The following is an 18049-nucleotide window of genomic DNA, read 5'->3' as shown; positions in this document are numbered from 1 at the left end:
GGACGTTGCCATGCACATCGAAGAATCTTCCATTGGAAGGTTCTTTTTTTGTGTCTAAAATTAGCTCGGTATGAATTAAGTTCAACTTAGATTACGAATAACCTAATGAGAACATATTAAAAGAATCGTCAGCCATTATCGCTAACGATTCTTTTTAGTAGGTAATATTATTTTTCGAGAAATTCAATAAATAATTTTTGATAGATTTCAATGAAGTCTAAATACATCTGTTTAGGTAAACTTTCGTTAACTTGATGTTGGGAACCATCTCCTGGCCCATATACAGCAAAAGGAAAATCGTGCGGCTTATCCTTAGCTAGATTAGAAGCATCGGTAATTCCGGGGCTTGCAGCCACGACAATATCACGTCCTGCATATTCTTTACCTAGTGACTGAATAATTTTAACTAACTGATTGGAAGGACTCGTAGCAATTGGAAATTCATTCATAATTAAGTCTGTATCAATTTGAGCTCCATTTGCATCGTAAGATTTAACGAATGTTTCAATCTGCTTAGCCACTTGGTTATTATCGTATTCTGGAATCGTGCGAACGTTGACCAAAGCGGTAGCTAAATCAGGTAAGGAATTAATCTGACTACCACCATTCAAAACGTCAATGTTGAAACGTACTGGTCCCATCTCTCCGGCTGGAATCGTTTCGAAGTAGGTATTAGCTTCATTCAATAATTGCATCAATGGTACTAGAGCGTTGTAACCTTTTTCAGGAGTAGAGCTATGAACGGAAGTACCTTTAGAAGTAAATTTAATATCGAAAGAACCTTTTTGCTCAGAAGCAGTACCGTAGACGGTAGAAGGCTCCGCAATTAGCAAGCCCGCTGCGTCTTCCATATAATGATCGCGATAAAAGGCGGCGGAACCTTCTTCACCAACCTCTTCTCCGGCAGTTGCTAGCAAACGAATTGTACCTTTTTTGGGTAAGCCTTGTTTTTTCAATTCGATCATGGCAATTACTAAAGCTGCTAAACCAGCCTTCATATCCGTAATTCCGCGACCAAAGAGCTTGCCATCTTTTTCGGTCATGGTAAATGGATCATTATCCCACGCGGCCAAATTTCCGGGATCAACGACATCCATGTGTCCGGAAACAGCTAAGACAGGAGTGCCTTCCCCAATTTCGGCAACTAGATTAGCCCGCTGACCCTCAAGTGGGAGAATTTTTGCCTCAATGCCATTTTCTTGGAATAAATCCTGCAAATATTCTGCAACTTCTAATTCGTGATCGTTAACAGATTTGATTTTAATTAAATCAGCTAAAATTTTTAGATATGTTTGCGAATTTGAAACCATAGTATCCATTCCTTCCTTCATCCTTTTTCAATAAAATAGCTTACGCTTTTTTTACTAAAACTGCCACTAAAAACATAAGTTACACATTTCTAAAGATTCAGCCGAAATTAGGGTAATGGTCGCAAATACCTTGATAAAACCCTATGAAAGCGGTATCTTTAAATGACTAAACTCGAGGAGATGTGTTTATGTATCAAGCAAATAAACAACGTTATGACCAAATGCTTTATAACCGAATTGGAAATAGTGGATTAAAACTATCCGCAATTGGATTAGGACTTTGGAACAACTTTGGAAGTGTGGATCCGTTAGAAAACCAAAAAGAAATCATCCACCAAGCTTTCGACTTGGGAATTACGTATTTTGACTTGGCTAATAACTATGGTCCCGAACCCGGTAGTGCGGAAGAAAACTTCGGTCGGATTATGAAGTCTGACATGCACGCTTATCGTGACGAGATGATTATTGCTAGCAAAGCAGGTTACGTGATGTGGCCCGGACCTTATGGTAACTGGGGATCACGAAAGAGCATTATTGCTAGTGCCGATCAGAGTTTGAAACGGACGGGCTTGGACTACTTTGATATCTTCTACAGCCATCGTCCCGATCCAGAAACTAACATTGAAGAAACTGCTTTGGCTTTGGATCAATTAGTGCGAGCAGGCAAGACCTTATATGTCGGACTCTCTAACTACAACGGTGAACAAACCGCAGCAATGGCAGCCATCTTTAAAGAATTGCATACACCATTTGTGATTCACCAACCACGTTACAATATGTTTAATCGACAAGCGGAAACCGACCTTTTCCCAGTGCTAGAAAAGGAACAAAAAGCTGCCGTTGGTTTCAGTTCCTTATCACAGGGATTGCTAACAGATAAGTATCTCGGCGGAATTGCTGATGATTCACGGGCCAAGAAAGCTACGATTCCATTTTTGAGCCCAGTTCAAGTTAAAGAAACCTTAGCAACCGTTGAAAAATTAAACCAAGTCGCTCAACAAAGAGGACAAAGCTTAGCTCAAATGGCGTTAGCTTGGAATCTTCGTGAACCAGCCTTGGCCTGCGCCCTTATCGGAGCTAGCCGCCCTCAACAAGTGATTGATAACGTGCGGGCCCTCGATCATCTTGATTTCTCAGATGAAGAGTTAGCCCAAATTGAACAAATTCTTGGAGAACAAACCCCAATCGACTGGAGCGCTCGTTAATCCACCCGTCGTTCAAAATCTTTCATTCGGAAACTAATTATGGAGGCTGAAATGAACATCGATAAAACTACAATTTCAAATAAGTTTAAAGAAGTTTTTCATGCAGATGTGGACGAAGTCTATTTTTCACCCGGACGCATTAATTTAATTGGGGAACACACCGATTACAATGGAGGTCATGTCTTTCCATGCGCCATCAGTTTAGGGACCTACGGCGGATATCGACGCCGAACGGATGGAATAGTAAGAATGTATTCTGGTAATTTTCCAGAGGTAGGAGTGTTGGAGTTTGACGTAAACCACCTCGATTTTGACCCGCAATACCAATGGAGCAATTATCTTCGAGGAATGATGCGCGAAATTCGGGATTTAGCCCATGCGGACTACGATCATGGGTTTGAACTCTACCTAGAAGGCGATTTGCCAGATGGCGCTGGATTATCGTCATCGGCTTCGATTGAAATGTTGATGGGTACCATTCTTAGTAGCGAATTTAATTTTAAAGTCGACCCCGTAGTCATGGCGAAGGCGGGACAAAGGGTGGAGAACAATTATATTGGGGTAAATTCAGGCATCATGGACCAATTTGCGGTCAAAATGGGGAAACGCAACGAAGCAATCTTCCTAGATGCCAATACCATGGAATACGAGTACTCACCGCTGGACTTAGGAAAGCATATCGTATTAATCATGAATACCAATAAGCCGCATACGTTAGCTAATTCGGAGTACAATACGCGGCGCGCGGAATGTGAACAAGCCTTAGATTGTCTGAAGCGAAAACTCAACATCAGCACGCTAGGAGACCTCTCCAACCCTGCCTTTGACCAATACACCTATCTGATTCGAGACGAAACTTTAATAAAACGGGCTCGGCATGCGGTCTTTGAAAATCAACGTACGATGGATGCCAAAAAAGCATTAGATAACGGCGATTTGAAACTATTTGGTCGTTTAATCAATGCTTCTCATATCTCACTTCAATATGACTATGAAGTGAGTGTTCCAGAACTAGACCTGTTAGTCAGTGAAGCTTGGGAACATGATGGGGTACTCGGCGCGCGGATGATTGGTGGCGGATTTGGTGGCTGTGCGATTGCTTTGGTTGAACAGGATCAAGTAGCCGATTTAATCGAAAAAGTGGGTGCTAAGTACCAAGCTCAATTTGGTTATGCCGCTGACTTCTACGAAGCTAAAGTAGTCGACGGACCGCATAAAATTTAAGTAAAAAACCATGAAATGAGAACCGCAATAACTCATTTCGTGGTTTTTTTACTTTCTATCATCAAACTGCCATGTTCTAACTGAAATATAATAAAAAAGACGAATTACACCTTTTTCGGGATGAACTACACGTTTTGGACCAAAAACTACACCTTAAAAACCGTTTTTGACTTCTGTAGTATTAATAATTGACCAAGGGCCCTTGGATCTACACTTTAGGAGATTCAAGAAATGGAAAATAATGAAAGAACAATTAAACTAGGATTAGAACACTTATTAGAAGACGGTCACGAAAAAATCGTGTACGGCGCATTAAAAAAATTACACATTAACACTCGCTCAGTCGAATTTGACGATTTTTTGCAGGAGGCTCGTTTGGCATACGCTAAAGCATACGTACGCTTCCCACAGGACTTGCAGGAAAACGATCGACAGTTTCACGGCTACGCCTATCAGGCGGTTTACTGGCGGGTGCTGGACATCATTCGTTACCGACAAAAGGAGAAAGACGTGCAAGCTGTAGAACTGGAAGATGATGAGAAACAAGAAGCCCGGTGGGGGCATAAACCATCGTGGGTAGAACGCATAATGTCTGATCAACTTTTCCAAGAGGTTTACAAACTTTGCACGCCAGCTGAAAAACGGTTCTTGAAAGCTTGTTATGTGGAACAACTTTCGGGAGCAGAAATTGCGCGTAAAGAAAAAGTGAGTCGTCAGAGCATTTATAAGTGGCGAAAAGCGGTCGGAAAAAAGGCCTTATATGTTATCGGTAAAGGTGAGGATATGGACTATACCAAAGCACTGAAAAAATAGGACAGGCTAGTAAAAATCACGGGGGTAAATTTTACCCGTGTTTTTTTGGTTAGGTAAAATAAATGACCGATAAATTCCTACGGCAAACGCTTGCAAAATATTGTGAAAAATAATACTATAATACCAGAAGTAAGAACGTGTTTTATAGCAACACTAAGTACGTCCGGGGAAGCGGGCTTACTTCGTTTAGGTTTGGTTGCATATAAATTCAATATAAACGGGGGAATATTTTTAATGGGTAAGGAAAATATTGTGGGTGATTTACACGCTGTAAATCAGAAATCTAGTAATTTAAAAATGTTCAAGGTTGGAAAACAGTGGGTTTTAGCATCGAAAGTTATTACGCTGTTTGGGACAGCGGGCAACTCCGATAGCTTCGAAATGGATGATACCGAACTACAACGATCGCAAAAGATAGATGGGGTAACCAGAATGGCTTCGTACCATTATTAATAAAAAAGCATACTGGCTCCTTTTTTGTGGGTTGCTCAGGTAAATTTCTTTCAAAAAAAGTATTGAAAGTATTAGGCATTTGTAGGCAAGTATGATAAAATATAGAGAACGAGTGAAAGCGGTCTCAACTATAACCAATAAATTTAAACTTTAAAAATAAAGGAACAGTTTTAGGTGGACCAATAACAGCAGTTGTTATTGCACCGACACGGTTTCCGAAAAATGAAAGGATGATTCTTAAAATTTAATATTACAAGTCTCTCATGGAGGTAGGGCCAAGATGTCGTGAGGCATTAAGCACCACCACTGATCTGAGCTTCTTGGGAAAATCTCCTTGAAGTGGTGGTGGATAAACGTTCTTTGAGAACAAGGGGAGGGGCTTGTAAGACTAAATAACCACTAGTGTAAGGCTACTGTACGATTATTGTAGGAATTAATCGGTTAATCACGGAATTGTGCGCAAAAAACGATTTTCGCAATGTGCAATTAGGGGATGTAATTGAGTTGTGAAATGACGCATTTTATGGGTAAGCAGTAACAGGGGAAGTCCGACTTCGTTGAAGGCGGCACGCAATATCGCAACAAAGGGTTTTGAATCAAGCTCCGTAAAAAGTGGTAAGAAAAAAATACTTGAGCAAGTACATCTGTCGGGGAAGCGACAGATCTGGGATGATAATGATTCACTTGGGAAGAAGTGAAGAATGGTAAGAATTAGGGCTACTGGGGGCAGTAGTTATGGGTCGGAATCTAATGGATGATTTTCATAGATTTTAGGTAGGCTAACAATTCCAAAATTAAAGCGCAGTTTAAGTTAAACACTAGTAAATAAGAATCTTCCTTACAAGTAAAGTAATAGTCTAGAAGTTTTGATAATAAAATTTCTGGGCTATTTTCTTTTGTATCGAATGAACATACTAATTATCGAAAATGAAAAATCTCCACTGTTAGATAAAAATCTGACGGTGGAGATTTTTTTGGATAATAAGGAAGTAATTAGGAAGGAAGAAGATGAACGCTATACCAAACGATTTAGTTGACGATATTTATGGGGTGATACCGCATATTCTTTAAAAAATTCTCTTGAAAAATTTGCGGTGTCGTAAAATTTAAGAATCTGAGCTATTTTACCAATCGACATTGAGGTGTTTAATAACAGATTCTTTGCTTCGGTCATTTTAACGTGACGGATATACTGGGTCACGGAAAAGCCTAACTCTGCGCGAAAGCGAGTCAGAGTGTATTTTTTGTCCAGGTTTAAGGTTGCGAAAATCTGATCGATTCGTAAGCGTTCATAACGATGCATATTGATATAGTAAGCGGTCAGGGCGACCTGTTTAGACACTTTAGGAAAATCGACGTTGCGGGTGGGTTCGTCGTTATATGAAAAAAATGTCTGAACAATATCAAACAAAATATCGCGAAAATCTTCAATTTTTAGGTTTTGGGAGCTTAAAAATTTGATGAAGGCGAGCCGGAGTTCTAAGAAATGTGCGATATTGAGATGGGTAAAAAAACTGATATTGGTCAGGCCGCCTACCAAACCAATTAGAGACTGTAGCACCACTTCGGAAGATAAATCTTGAAGTGCGCAGTCTCTAAAAAACTGGTCAATATGTTCGTGGGCATGTTCATAATCTTTATTTTCAAAGAAGTGGAGAAGATCATGTTCAAGCAATGAAAATTTTAAAATAAATGATCGATCTTGAGATGTTAATAAAGAAGGATCCAATTTAACAATTCTCATAATTCCTCCTTCCTAAAGATAATTTCTTCCTTACAAAAATGCATTTTGTCGGATTTTTAAACTTAATTCAAGCAATATGTTTGTAAAGTTTAAGATTGTCTATAAAAAGTACAAAAACACCTAGAATACTACAAATAAGGGTTTTTAAGGAGGCGTATTGTTTGCCAAGACATCAGGATAACCAATATAATACACTTATTAAAAGAAAGTAACCCCTTCAAGATTATTGAAAATAATCTTGAAGTTCCAATGTTAGATTTTTCTAATTTTATGGCTGTTTTTCTAATCTCAGGATATCAAAATTGTCCAAACTGGCCAAACGGATTAAGCGAGAAAGATCTAATGTAGATAATTGAAAGGTCGATTAGCTATTACGATTAAGGGACTAGCAAAGTGGCTAAGCAAGTTCTTTAAACTATAACATTTAATCGAATGAAAATTGTCAAAAGATCATCGGTGAAATTCTCGGCTACGATTTTAATCTGGGGGGTCAAGTGGACAAAACAAACGCGGATGCTTTAAGTAGCAATCCGCGGAGTAAATGAATTAAGACGATTTCACCGAAGGGTAGCAAGGTTGACGATGGCAACTCCACTCTTTTTTACGGTCGCAGGAAGACCGTCTCTCCCAGAGCTGGAGTAGCTGGTAGTGAACTTTGCTATAGAAGATATTGGCGATGAAGCCCGTGACATCGACGATATCTAATCATCTGAATCACAACCAACAGGGGATGGTTCAAACATTATACGACAACTCCCAAAACCGTAAAAAAACTTTACCCTGAGTGGCGAGAAGCAAGATGATTCTCAATGGCGGCGAACCATTGGCAGGGCCATATCACAGGCACATCCTAGGGACCTAATGTACTTAACCTTATATTATTTCCCCTTTGGAAGTCTCCAGTGTTAGGTGAAAATCTAGCACTGGGGATTTTTTGATGGATTAACTAATCTGAAGGTAAATAAAAAAGCCATCCTGCTGAAGGGATGGCGTTTTTATGATAGCTATTTATACTAAGACATGCGAATCAAAGACGTTAAAACGTCGGATGACGTATTGATTGCGATTATTTTTGACCGCCCATACTTCAATAGCTGATCCCATCTTGGCTTGTTGAAAAAAGTTTAGAGCATGGGTATGAATCAGCATGTTGTAGTGCTGATCTTGCATATTCGTCAGGGTAAACCGAAATAAAATGGGAGAGTAACTGATACTTTTAATTTCACTAGTAATAATTCCGCTTAATTTTTCCATATAATCGACCTCTTTTTGATAAGTAAATTATACGAACAAACGTTCGTTTTGTCAATTAGCAAGCGGACTATTTTGGAATCAAAGTGGGCGTTAATTTAAATTAGACGTAGTGCAAAGTAACACCACTCAAGTAAAGTTTGCCTTTAATATAAAGGGTTGGGCCTGTACCAGAATTGCGAATTCCCCGTTCATCAATGCCAGACATTACAGAGTTAATATCAGTCACGATATTCCAATCGTGTGGGAGATATAGTGTGATGTTTCCCAGTTGGCAATTGATGTTGGCAGTGGCAGAATCCTCAAGATGTGCTTGATCAAAATACACCTTAGTAGTTCCCATGTAGTTATTTACATTGATGCTTTTCAAATCTTGAGATTGAATATAATGAATACCACTACTCATGCTAGTTTCAATATTGATTACGTCATCATCAGCGGACTGCGTACTTTCAGTATAATCGTAGTCTGGGTGATGATTAAAACCATGCTGAAAATTCTTCCATAGTGCATGCTTTTGCCAATTTCGGCGGTAAGGATGAAAAATTAGTGATAGACCAATTGTTAGAAGAACGGCCGCTAACAGAATGGTCCATGGCACGAGACTACTGATACCAAGGGGTTTACCATATAGCATTAATAAAAATGCAATTGAGAAGATGGTTCCAGCGATGGACAAGTGGACGAGGTTGACGACCAGTGCAGCAATTAAAAATACAGAAGCGACGACGGAGAACGGATTTAAGGTGAACGCCGTCCAACCCATCTGCGTTGCTACTAAAACAGCCGCAGCTAAAACGAATAATGTGCCCCAAAACCATTGTGATTTTTTCATAATTAATTACCTCAACTTTTTTAAATGTTCTTGTAATGATTTATAGTACCGACGAGATGCATAAACTTGTTTATGCGAGTTTTGAAATTGGACTAAGCAGTTCGACAATGATTTAGTTAACGCTAAGATTTTATTAACATTGACAATACAAGATTTAGAGATACGAATGAACTCAATAGGAAGGTTTTCCTCTAGCTCGTATAGTCGCTGATGCGTCGTATAAAGCTGATTTTCAGTGTGGGCACGGACTTGTCGATCCTCGGTCTCAAAGAATAAAATAACGCCAACTTCTAGGTAAAATTCAGTGGAACCGGAATAAAAGGTCATAACTTTTTGCGTAGCATTTTGTCTTTTTATTAATTCCTGAATTTCTGTAATGTTTTTAGTAAACTCGGGCGCTCGAATAATGACTTCGCCCTCTTTAATATTTGGATCAATTTCAACTCGCATTTTCAATGTCGATCATCCTTTCCTACTAAGTACATCATAAAAAAGAGAGCGGGTAAATGGGTAAGGGATAAGTGGTTGGATTGAGCGACTAGGCGGTCAAAAAAACTGTAAGAAAATGATTGCAGCAGAATCTAGCTGAATTGATCTTCTTACAGTTTTTAAGTGCTTATTTAGAATATTTTTGACCGAGCAGCATGCGACCCGACATGGTCCTTAAAATCAAACCTAGATGGGTACGATGAAGGTCATCGCCAGTTTTACGATATAGCGGTTGAAGTTCTGAATTCCAAAGGGCAAAAGTTGTCGTAAATGTTGGAAATTTCCAATAGCGGTGCCGGTAATTTGGAATCTTAATCCAGCGCTTTTGCGCAACACGAGGTTGATCGACGTATTCAAAATCGATGTGAGCCTGAGACTTTGCCGCAGGTTTCACGGTTTTTTGAGGGCGCGCGGCCGGAACCGCAGTTGGCAAGCGGTGCTGCTGGAGCCTTTTTTGAATTACGACCCGTTTTTCTTCCATGGTCAGTGGCGCTGCCGTGGGCGTGGCGCTCGGTAACTTGGTTACTGTTACTGGGTGCGATTGAATCGGCTTAACCACAGGTGCTGGTTGAGGAATCGGATCGGCCTTTTTAGGTGTCTTGGGCGAACTACTAGGTTTTTGGGGTGCAAGAGGTTGCACGACATCCGACTTAGGTTGAGCTGGTTTTTTAGATCGCAGATGAACATAGTAGGTTACCGAATCACCATTGATCTGATCAAAATCGAGGCCATTTTTAGGGAAGTCATTAGTAGTTAACGTATATCCTTGACTTTCATATTCCTTGATCTTACGGGTTGGATCATACGTATTGGCCTGATTATAGTAGACCGAGACTTCTTTTGAAAGCAGCTCTTGATGAGTGCGATCATCAATGAATTTTACCGTAGCTTTTTTATGAGACTGTTCGTATCTAACTGTATAGTGCAAATCGGAACTATTAGCATCGATGGTTTGTTGATCAACCTGTTGATGGCTAGAACGGGGCGCATTATTAGAAGCTACGTGATAACCCTTGATAGCTGGATTAGGGATGGCAGCTAAAGTAGCTTGATTGCCCCTAGTCCAATTCTGCTGGTCTACGGGTCGGCCTTGTTGATCGAGCGTTAAAGTTGTTTTAGTTCTTGAAAAATAAGTAACGGTCGTGTGATGAAGCGCATCTGCTACCGTCGCAAAGGTGACGGGCTGAGCGCGATATGGATTAGTAAGAGCCTTACCATCTTCATCCACATACTCAACGTATTCGTTGATAGTTTTGGTGGTCAAGTGGTATGCTGGAGCGTATACGTAGGTAACTATACCATTGTCTCCATGATGGCTTAAAATACCAGTGGCAGGAAGGCTACCAGCTCCCATGCGAACAAAGTGATAATTATTAATATTTTGAGGATGGGTAGTGTAGGGCCGGCCTACAAAAGGGCCGAATGGATAATCGGCAGTCCCGGTAGCTAAGAGTTTCCCCGTCTGATCCACATACCGTACGGTAACCGTAGCGTGATGGTGGTGATGATGATGGTGATATGGTGCTGTAGATGGCGGATTAGTAGCCGTCGCACTGGAACTTTGAGTAGCGGATGAAGACGCCGTGGTTGTACTGCTAGAACTCGTAGCCACGGTCGTTGAATTAGCGTCCGCCTGATAGGATTCAGCATTAGATGGGGAGGTTGGTTTTGGAGTAGGTGTTTTAGCCGCCCAAGCGGTGGTCGAAACTAAAAATGTATTGGTAACGATAACGATACTTAACACAACGGTAATTAGCCATTTTCTACTCTTGTTGTATAATTTGGTGTAGTGCTTTGTTCCCAAGATGATTTACCCCCAGACATATTTTTAGAGTCTATATTTTGATGCCTTTAAAAATATTGTTAACAAATCACCTTAAGGAGTTAATAATATGATCGAGAAGTTTAACCGATTATTGGACGATGAGCAGCAGTTGGTCCTCCAACTAGCCGAACTGTATATCCATGATTCTGAGAAGAGGCTTTCGATAGGCTATGTTCAAGATGAGCTGGGAGTTAGTAGACATCAGGTGCTGGGCGCGTTTGATTTACTAAAATCAACGATTACTGCACTTCGTATTGAAAACATTGATTTGGAATACGATGGCAAGGGAGTCCTGTCAATCTATGGTCTAACAACAACTTCAATGAAAACCATTCTGGAAAACATGGCGACCAGGTCAATTCGTTTGAATATTTTTATAAATTCTCAATTGGGAATTTACGGCACCCAAGCTCAATTCCTAAAGCAATTCGGAATCAGTCGAGCAACCTATTATCGCAATATTATTTATATTAGGCAAATTCTGTCGGAAGAATTCTTCAACAAGACCCATCGCAATGAAGAAAGTGTGCGACAGACTATTTTTAGCGTGATTCATCATTTTTTCAATGGAATTGATGCGATGCCGATTGAGCTGGGAGAGCCGGTGGACACTTTAATCACCGAGTTGAGTGAGCTAAAATCCATGCATTTAAGCTACACAGAACGGCAACGCTTGACGAATTTTTTGTTTGTCCAAACTAAGCGTATTCGTCAGGGAAATGTGGTTAAAAAGATTGTCGATAAGGATTGCGCTAAGGAAAAGTTGGATTTTCTAGAGCCACTGAGAGATTTATGGGGGTTAGAAGAGCCTGATTTAATCCAAGAAGCTTGGTATCTGAACATTTATTTTATGGTCAACGAACTAGCGCCATTTGAAATCGAAAAGTGTGGGAATCAGCCGCCGTTAAAAGTAATTCAAACTTTGGTAGAAAAACAGCTCGATTTTTTGCACCAAATTTTTGAAGGGTTAGAAGTGGATGATCAACTAGCAGAGATTCGACAGGAACTACTAGAAACCAATCTCAAAGTATTTTCGCCATTTTATTTCAGTGAGACGTTTGTAGATCCAACTAAGGTGCCCTTTTTCAGTGAAACTTATCCCGAAATTGACGAGATGGTGAAACAAATTTTGGCGTATGTAGGCGAGCAACGTAAATTAAGGCTTGATAAAGATACGTTAACCCAGCTATATTATACTTACATGTTAATTTTGCTGGAACATCTACCGGTTCAGTTGGTAAGTAGTGTCGTGAAGATTACGGTCGATTTTTCTAATGGAAAAGTTTTTACCAAGTACATCACGTCTCAGCTACAACAATTTGCGCCCCTTAATATCGAAATTTCTAAACGTCTGGAAGATGATACGGATATATTTCTATCGGATCAACGTTTTTATGATGTCGATTGTGAGCAAATGATCTGGGAGTCACCACCTTTAGCTGAGGATTGGGAACAACTAGGTGATTTAATCGTAAAAATTAAACAAAATGATAAAAAAATAATTAATAGCTAACCAAAGACTTTTTAACGGCGTCCGCTCGGGACTTACTGTTAAAAAGTCTTTTTGAATTTTAAGGTGCATTCTCACGATTTTAAAATTAGATGAAAAACGTGAAACATAGAACCCCTTTACGATAAGAGACACGGATTATATTATAAAAACGTGCTAGTCCTTGATTAGCACACGGGGGGATCATTCTAATATCCTTTTTGTAGGATAAGGAACGACGGGAAGCTGTGAAGAAAGGTCAAACGTACGATTTTTGAGGAATGTTCGTGCGCAGCCCGATGAATCACAGCTTCTTTTTATCACGATGGTAGATGAATGAGTTATTGATGGAAGGCAGAAATGGGCGCAAAGAAAAAGATTTGGTTTTGGGTGATAGTAACCTTGCAGGTAATATTTGTTTTAAAAATGGTACATGATACGTACTTCAATGATCGTTGGGCAACGAGGTACAACGTCCGTTCCAGAGAGACGGTAGTTAAAAATATCAATTACGCCTTAAAAAGCAATGATTTTAGTGGCACCGCCTTGGTGATTCGGAATCATAAAGTTTTGTTGCATAAAGGCTATGGGCAACAAAATGCTTCACGAAAAAATGGTGTGGATACTTTGTATAACATCGCCTCGATTGAAAAAAGTATGACTTCCGTGATGGTAGCGAAGTTAATTCAAGAGGGGAAATTGGATTATGCTACAAAACTGGCTGAATTTTATCCGTCCATTCCTAACGCTAAAAATATCACGATTCGCAATATGTTGACCATGACCTCGGGGTTAGAAGCAGCGAGTGATCCAGAAAAAACACTGAGTGAAAAAGCATTGGCCAACTATTACGCTAAGCATGTGGTGGTCGATCCGCGTAAGGGATGGGATTATGATGCGATTAATTTTCATCTATTGGCGGGAATTATTACGCAACTAACGCATCAAAGTTACAGTGCTAGTTTTAATACGTTAGTCAATCTAAAAAATCAGGTAAATGTGATGGTGATGCCGGATTTTTCGAATCCCCAAGTAGCCGTAAGCTACCACAAAAATGGGCAACCGTTCGCCAATCCTCGCTACGTCTATCGTAATGAGATTGGTACCGGGAGTTTTTTTATGACCGCCGGCGACCTTTACCGTTACTTTTCGGCCTTGGTCAATGGCGAAATTTTACCAATGAAGACCGTCAAGGAGTTGTTTAAAACTGTCCCACATAGTGTTTATGCCGGTGGAGTCTACCACAATAAGCTTTATTACCGCGGGCACGGCATCTTGCAGGGATATGAACCTTCAATCATTTTCAACAAAAAGGCCGGCAATGCCGTCGTTTTGTTGGGAAATCGCAGAGGTAAAACAACGACGATGAAGCTGACCAATAGTATTTATTCATTGGTCAATCAAACTCCATATTTAGGTGGAAACACGTATTAATTAAGGAGAAGGTAAGTTAAACATGGATGTCACGGCAATCGTACCTGCCCATAATGAAGGTGCAAATATTGAAGCAACGATTAAAGCGTTAAAGCAACAAGTTCGAAAAGTGATTGTGGCGTGTGATCACTGTACAGATGATACTTATCAAAAAGCAATTCAGGCAGGAGCGGTGGCTTTTGAAACGGTTGATAATCAGCATCGTAAAGCAGGAGCATTAAATCAAGCCTTAGAAAATTACGTTGATTGGCAATTACCCGACCAATATATTTTCATTTGTGATGCTGACACGGTGATTGCGGATGATTGGATTGAACGGGCCCAGATAGCGATTGATGCTGGTGGTTATGATGCGGTCGGTTCGGTGTTTTTCGGGGATGCGGATCGAAGTTCGATGATTGAATTTTGTCAGCAATTGGAGTGGTACCGCTACACCAATCAGATTAAGCGGAGCAAAAAAGTTTTTGTTTTAACCGGGACCGCTTCGATGGTAAGTGCCGAGATGTTTCAGAAAGTTAAAGCTCGCAAAGGTAGTTTTTACGACGAAGACTCGATTACCGAGGACTTTGCGTTGACGATTGATTTAAAAGAGGCGGGGGCCAGAATAATTTCCCCAATCTCTTGTTACTGCACGACGGAAATTATGCCCAACTGGCGACTACTATTTTTACAACGGCGACGCTGGTATTTAGGAGCGCTCCAACAAATGGTGCGCCGAAAATGGGATCGCGTTTTATTTCCATATGTTTTTCAACAGTTAATGTTACTTATTTCAGTCCTAGCATTTATGGGACTGATTGTTTTCACCGGTTACTTAATGGTGCAAGACTTGATTATTTTTAGTTTCTTTTGGTTTTTAATTGGAGTGATTTTTGCAGTCGAGCGGGTGATTACGATTTGGAACCAAGACCGGCAGGCAAAGATATTTGCATTAATGATTTTTCCAGAATTAATTTATAGTTTATTTTTACAAATTGCGTACCTTGGGGCGCTGGTTCAGCTGTTAAGCGGGTCGGCGGGTACGTGGAATCATCTAGATTAATGATTTAATTCAATAGGGGACGAAAAAGTTATGTATTCAAATATTCAAAGAAGTGGTGTAGCTTTTGTAAGCTTAAGTTGGGGGTTCATGTATCACCTATTAGCAACGCTCTCGATTTTTTTCGCAATTCTTGCTGTGGGGACGATTATTAGATGCATTTGGTCTGAAAAGCACCAAGATCCAAATTGGCAATAAAAGATTCCTTTTAACATTTATAAATCATAAATAGAATGGAAGCGAGATTTGGAGAGGTTTTCATGAATAAAAAAGGGCTTCTGATATTGGTGATGGCTGTGCTATGGTTTTGGGGCATCAATCGTAAACCACTCAGTGTTCGAGCAGCAACCGATTGGGGCGAACAGTTTATTACTAATGTTGAGTTGAGAAATAGCAAAGATCAAGCGCAAACTACTTTTGGACTTTACGATAACATGAAGATTCATTGGAATTTTAATATTCCAGTTTCGTGGAGCATTATGTAGGTGGAGTGAAAGGTGCTCTTAGTGTCCGAACGCAATGGAATTATTCTAAGGTCGATCAAAACCAAGTGCAACTTTTAAATTGGGGAGCTGGGCGTGTAGCTCAAATTAAGATAAAACCCAATGGCGGTCCGAATCCGAATGAGACTTTATACCAGTGGTCTTGGTACGATGTGAAGGACCCCACGTTGATACATTGGCGAGTGCGTGTGAATTATGCTAAGCAAAATCTCAATCAGGTCGATTGTACCGAACTAATCGGAGACCATCAAAAACTTTTAACGGGTTCCATCGAAGTCATGGGAGTAGCCTTTGATGACCAAGGTAAAGATTTTGAGGTAACGGCAACCTGTCCTAAAGTGAAAATCATGACGAATGGGACGAAGGGTTTTACGGTTGGATTAGGAAAGATTAAGCAGACCTACATAATCGACTACCAAACGCGAATTTCCTCCGTAGATCAACATCGGCATTATCACAGTCAAGGGGATTTAACGGCGACCAACCTGACTTCCCAAAGGATTAATACATATGTTCCAGAAAGTAAGGGCGTTGGAACGGGACAGGGGTGGCAAAACAGCACGGAGAAGTTAAGTAACACGCAGTCAATTAAAACGGGATATATCCAAAAGGATCGCCCAGTTTTCTTAGCCGAAGAAAAACAGGCCATCATTAAAAACTTTTTAATGGTCGGAGCGAGCCTATTGGCCCTGATTGGGTGGTTCATTTATCGTCGCCGGAAATGATGTCAGAAAGAACTTCGGAAAAGAGTAACATCTAATACAAAAAAAGACGTCCACTGTGAGACGTCTTTTTTGATATAGCATATAAAATATTTTACATAGAGTAATTAATTTTTATGTTTCTTTTTGGAAACGAACCAGCGTTGAATCACAATCAAATCGGCAATGACAAGTAAAGCTGCGGAAATCATGAAAGCAACATGCATTCCGAAGATAAACAGTTGATCGTTGCCGGTTGGATAAGTAGTAATACTACGACCGAGTTTGGCACCCATTACTAAGAAAAGCGATGATGTAGAGATACTAACGCCTAAAATCATACCTAGGTTTCGAGCTAACGCATTAACACTGCCAGCGATTCCTAGTCGATTACTTGGAACGGCGGACATTACAGATGCGTTATTCGGCGATTGAAACATACCAATCCCAATTCCGGTAACAATTGAAGTAAAAATAAAGTACCAGAACGGAGTATCCAACTGAAAGCCCATAATCAAAAATTGGGCTAACAATACTAGCGTAACACCGATAATGGTAATTTTAGTTGAATTAAATTTGTCAGCTAAGACGCCACCAATCGGTCCAAAAATTACCATAGTAAGTGGAATGATTGAAAGTAGGACTCCTGAAAGTCCAGAGGATAAACCACGAGCATTAACTAGATAGTAAGGCATCAAAACGTTATAAAAGAAACCATTGATGAAAACGAGTAATGCTGCAATCAAACCGAAGGTGAAATCCGAATACTTAAAAATTGAAAAATCGAGTAAAGGATGCTTAAGTTGTTTCTCGGTACGAATAAATAGGATAATTGAAACCACGGCAATCAACAGTGCTCCAAGGATGATTGGATGGGTATACCCAATTGCTTGCCCTCGTAAAATAGCAAAGAAGAAAGTTACAATAAAAACAACAAATTCTAGTGTGCCTAACCAGTCGAGGGGCGCGTTGGCCGAAACAGGAACATCTTTTGGCAAACTTTTAAGTCCCAATAAAATAGCAATTATTCCAATCGGAACATTAATCCAGAAAATATAATTCCAAGGTAAGTAGTTGAGAATTAAACCTCCAACGGCGGGTCCAGCAACTGATCCTAGAGCAACGAAAGTTCCGATGAAGCCCATCGCCCGCCCACGCTGATTGATTGGAAAAGAACTAGTGGTGATTCCAAAGCTATTTGACATAGTCATCGCTGCTCCAACCGCCTGAACACCGCGAGCAAATAGCAAAAATGGTAACCCAAGATTGATTCCAGCGATTAATGAACCAATAATAAAAATTGCCGTGCCAATTTTAAAAATGCGGGTCTTACCGACCACATCTCCTAGGCGACCAAAAAACATGAGTAAAGAACTAATTATAATCAGGTAGATGGATACGACCCATTCAATCTGACTTGCTGTAACAGATAACTCCTTAGACATAATGGGCATCGCAATGTTAACGATTGACCCATCTAATGTTGACATAAACGTGAACATCCCCAGCGCAATTAGGATTAAGGTTTTGTTAACCGTTAATCCTTTGGATACATTATTTTGCATATCCGTCCCCCCAATTCATCTCTTAAAAATTAATACATTTAACATTGTGGTGCTTTAATGCAAAAAGTCAATTATTTTTAATTGGGATGGACCGTAGAAGGACGAGGAAATTTTGTGTGGGTTAAATAAGGACTTTCACTTTTAAGCAAAGTTGGTTTGATCAGTGGCA

16 protein-coding genes are annotated in these 18049 nt (G+C 40.1%); 9 read left to right on the top strand and 7 right to left on the bottom strand.

The window, feature by feature from the left end; translation table 11 throughout:
• Nucleotides 1-167: 167 nt before the first annotated feature.
• Nucleotides 168-1310 (bottom strand): ArgE/DapE family deacylase, encoded by a 1143-nt coding sequence (locus IV86_RS07980; protein WP_371862019.1) that lies wholly within the window; start codon nucleotides 1308-1310, stop codon nucleotides 168-170.
• Between the two features lie 188 nt (nucleotides 1311-1498).
• Here IV86_RS07980 and IV86_RS07975 point away from each other — a divergent pair, with 188 nt between their 5' ends.
• The 4 genes from IV86_RS07975 to IV86_RS07960 all read left to right on the top strand — a co-directional run bounded on the left by IV86_RS07975 (nucleotide 1499) and on the right by IV86_RS07960 (nucleotide 5005).
• Entirely contained in the window at nucleotides 1499-2515 is a 1017-nt protein-coding gene (locus tag IV86_RS07975) for an aldo/keto reductase (protein ID WP_002834329.1), read from the top strand.
• 57 nt (nucleotides 2516-2572) lie between these two features.
• The gene (locus tag IV86_RS07970; RefSeq protein WP_436430816.1) at nucleotides 2573-3739 is read left to right on the top strand and encodes a galactokinase; all 1167 of its coding nucleotides are present in this window, start codon (nucleotides 2573-2575) and stop codon (nucleotides 3737-3739) included.
• A 231-nt stretch (nucleotides 3740-3970) separates the two neighbouring features.
• The gene (locus IV86_RS07965; protein WP_011672849.1) at nucleotides 3971-4552 is read left to right on the top strand and encodes a sigma-70 family RNA polymerase sigma factor; all 582 of its coding nucleotides are present in this window, start codon (nucleotides 3971-3973) and stop codon (nucleotides 4550-4552) included.
• A 234-nt stretch (nucleotides 4553-4786) separates the two neighbouring features.
• The gene (locus IV86_RS07960) at nucleotides 4787-5005 is read left to right on the top strand and encodes a KxYKxGKxW signal peptide domain-containing protein (RefSeq protein WP_002834326.1); all 219 of its coding nucleotides are present in this window, start codon (nucleotides 4787-4789) and stop codon (nucleotides 5003-5005) included.
• A 1015-nt stretch (nucleotides 5006-6020) separates the two neighbouring features.
• Here the strand turns inward: IV86_RS07960 and IV86_RS07955 are convergent.
• The 5 genes from IV86_RS07955 to IV86_RS07935 form a co-directional block, all read right to left on the bottom strand.
• The gene (locus IV86_RS07955) at nucleotides 6021-6749 is read right to left on the bottom strand and encodes a helix-turn-helix transcriptional regulator (RefSeq protein ID WP_002834325.1); all 729 of its coding nucleotides are present in this window, start codon (nucleotides 6747-6749) and stop codon (nucleotides 6021-6023) included.
• A 1008-nt stretch (nucleotides 6750-7757) separates the two neighbouring features.
• Nucleotides 7758-8003: a hypothetical protein gene (locus IV86_RS07950; RefSeq protein ID WP_002834324.1), complete on the bottom strand. Its 246-nt coding sequence runs from the start codon at nucleotides 8001-8003 to the stop codon at nucleotides 7758-7760.
• Between the two features lie 100 nt (nucleotides 8004-8103).
• Nucleotides 8104-8835 carry a LiaF transmembrane domain-containing protein gene (locus IV86_RS07945; protein WP_002834323.1) on the bottom strand — a complete coding sequence of 244 codons (732 nt, stop codon included), beginning with the start codon at nucleotides 8833-8835 and terminating at the stop codon, nucleotides 8104-8106.
• Nucleotides 8836-8841: 6 nt separating this feature from the next.
• Nucleotides 8842-9285: a LytTR family DNA-binding domain-containing protein gene (locus IV86_RS07940; RefSeq protein WP_002834322.1), complete on the bottom strand. Its 444-nt coding sequence runs from the start codon at nucleotides 9283-9285 to the stop codon at nucleotides 8842-8844.
• A 166-nt stretch (nucleotides 9286-9451) separates the two neighbouring features.
• On the bottom strand, nucleotides 9452-11128 hold the full coding sequence (locus tag IV86_RS07935; RefSeq protein WP_050982493.1) for a mucin-binding protein: 1677 nt from the start codon (nucleotides 11126-11128) through the stop codon (nucleotides 9452-9454).
• Nucleotides 11129-11216: 88 nt separating this feature from the next.
• Here IV86_RS07935 and IV86_RS07930 point away from each other — a divergent pair, with 88 nt between their 5' ends.
• From IV86_RS07930 to IV86_RS07915, 5 genes are all read left to right on the top strand, one after another.
• A complete protein-coding gene (locus tag IV86_RS07930) occupies nucleotides 11217-12662 on the top strand; it encodes a hypothetical protein (protein WP_029257639.1) in 1446 nt (481 codons plus the stop codon).
• Between the two features lie 336 nt (nucleotides 12663-12998).
• Nucleotides 12999-14072, top strand: coding sequence for a serine hydrolase domain-containing protein (locus IV86_RS07925; RefSeq protein ID WP_232625448.1), 1074 nt, complete (start codon nucleotides 12999-13001; stop codon nucleotides 14070-14072).
• 22 nt (nucleotides 14073-14094) lie between these two features.
• Nucleotides 14095-15114, top strand: coding sequence for a glycosyltransferase family 2 protein (locus IV86_RS07920; RefSeq protein WP_002834318.1), 1020 nt, complete (start codon nucleotides 14095-14097; stop codon nucleotides 15112-15114).
• A gap of 257 nt (nucleotides 15115-15371) precedes the next feature.
• Nucleotides 15372-15596 carry a hypothetical protein gene (locus IV86_RS08850; protein ID WP_232625447.1) on the top strand — a complete coding sequence of 75 codons (225 nt, stop codon included), beginning with the start codon at nucleotides 15372-15374 and terminating at the stop codon, nucleotides 15594-15596.
• Between the two features lie 5 nt (nucleotides 15597-15601).
• Nucleotides 15602-16339 (top strand): collagen binding domain-containing protein, encoded by a 738-nt coding sequence (locus IV86_RS07915; RefSeq protein WP_236699171.1) that lies wholly within the window; start codon nucleotides 15602-15604, stop codon nucleotides 16337-16339.
• Nucleotides 16340-16443: 104 nt separating this feature from the next.
• On the opposite strand, the gene IV86_RS07910 is transcribed toward IV86_RS07915, so the two are convergent.
• Nucleotides 16444-17880, bottom strand: a complete 1437-nt coding sequence (locus IV86_RS07910) for an MFS transporter (RefSeq protein WP_029257641.1) — start codon at nucleotides 17878-17880, stop codon at nucleotides 16444-16446.
• Nucleotides 17881-18049: the final 169 nt, after the last annotated feature.

Source organism: Pediococcus pentosaceus (assembly GCF_001437285.1).
In the GTDB taxonomy this organism is placed as follows: domain Bacteria; phylum Bacillota; class Bacilli; order Lactobacillales; family Lactobacillaceae; genus Pediococcus; species Pediococcus pentosaceus.
This window is presented reverse-complemented; position numbering and strand designations above follow the sequence as displayed.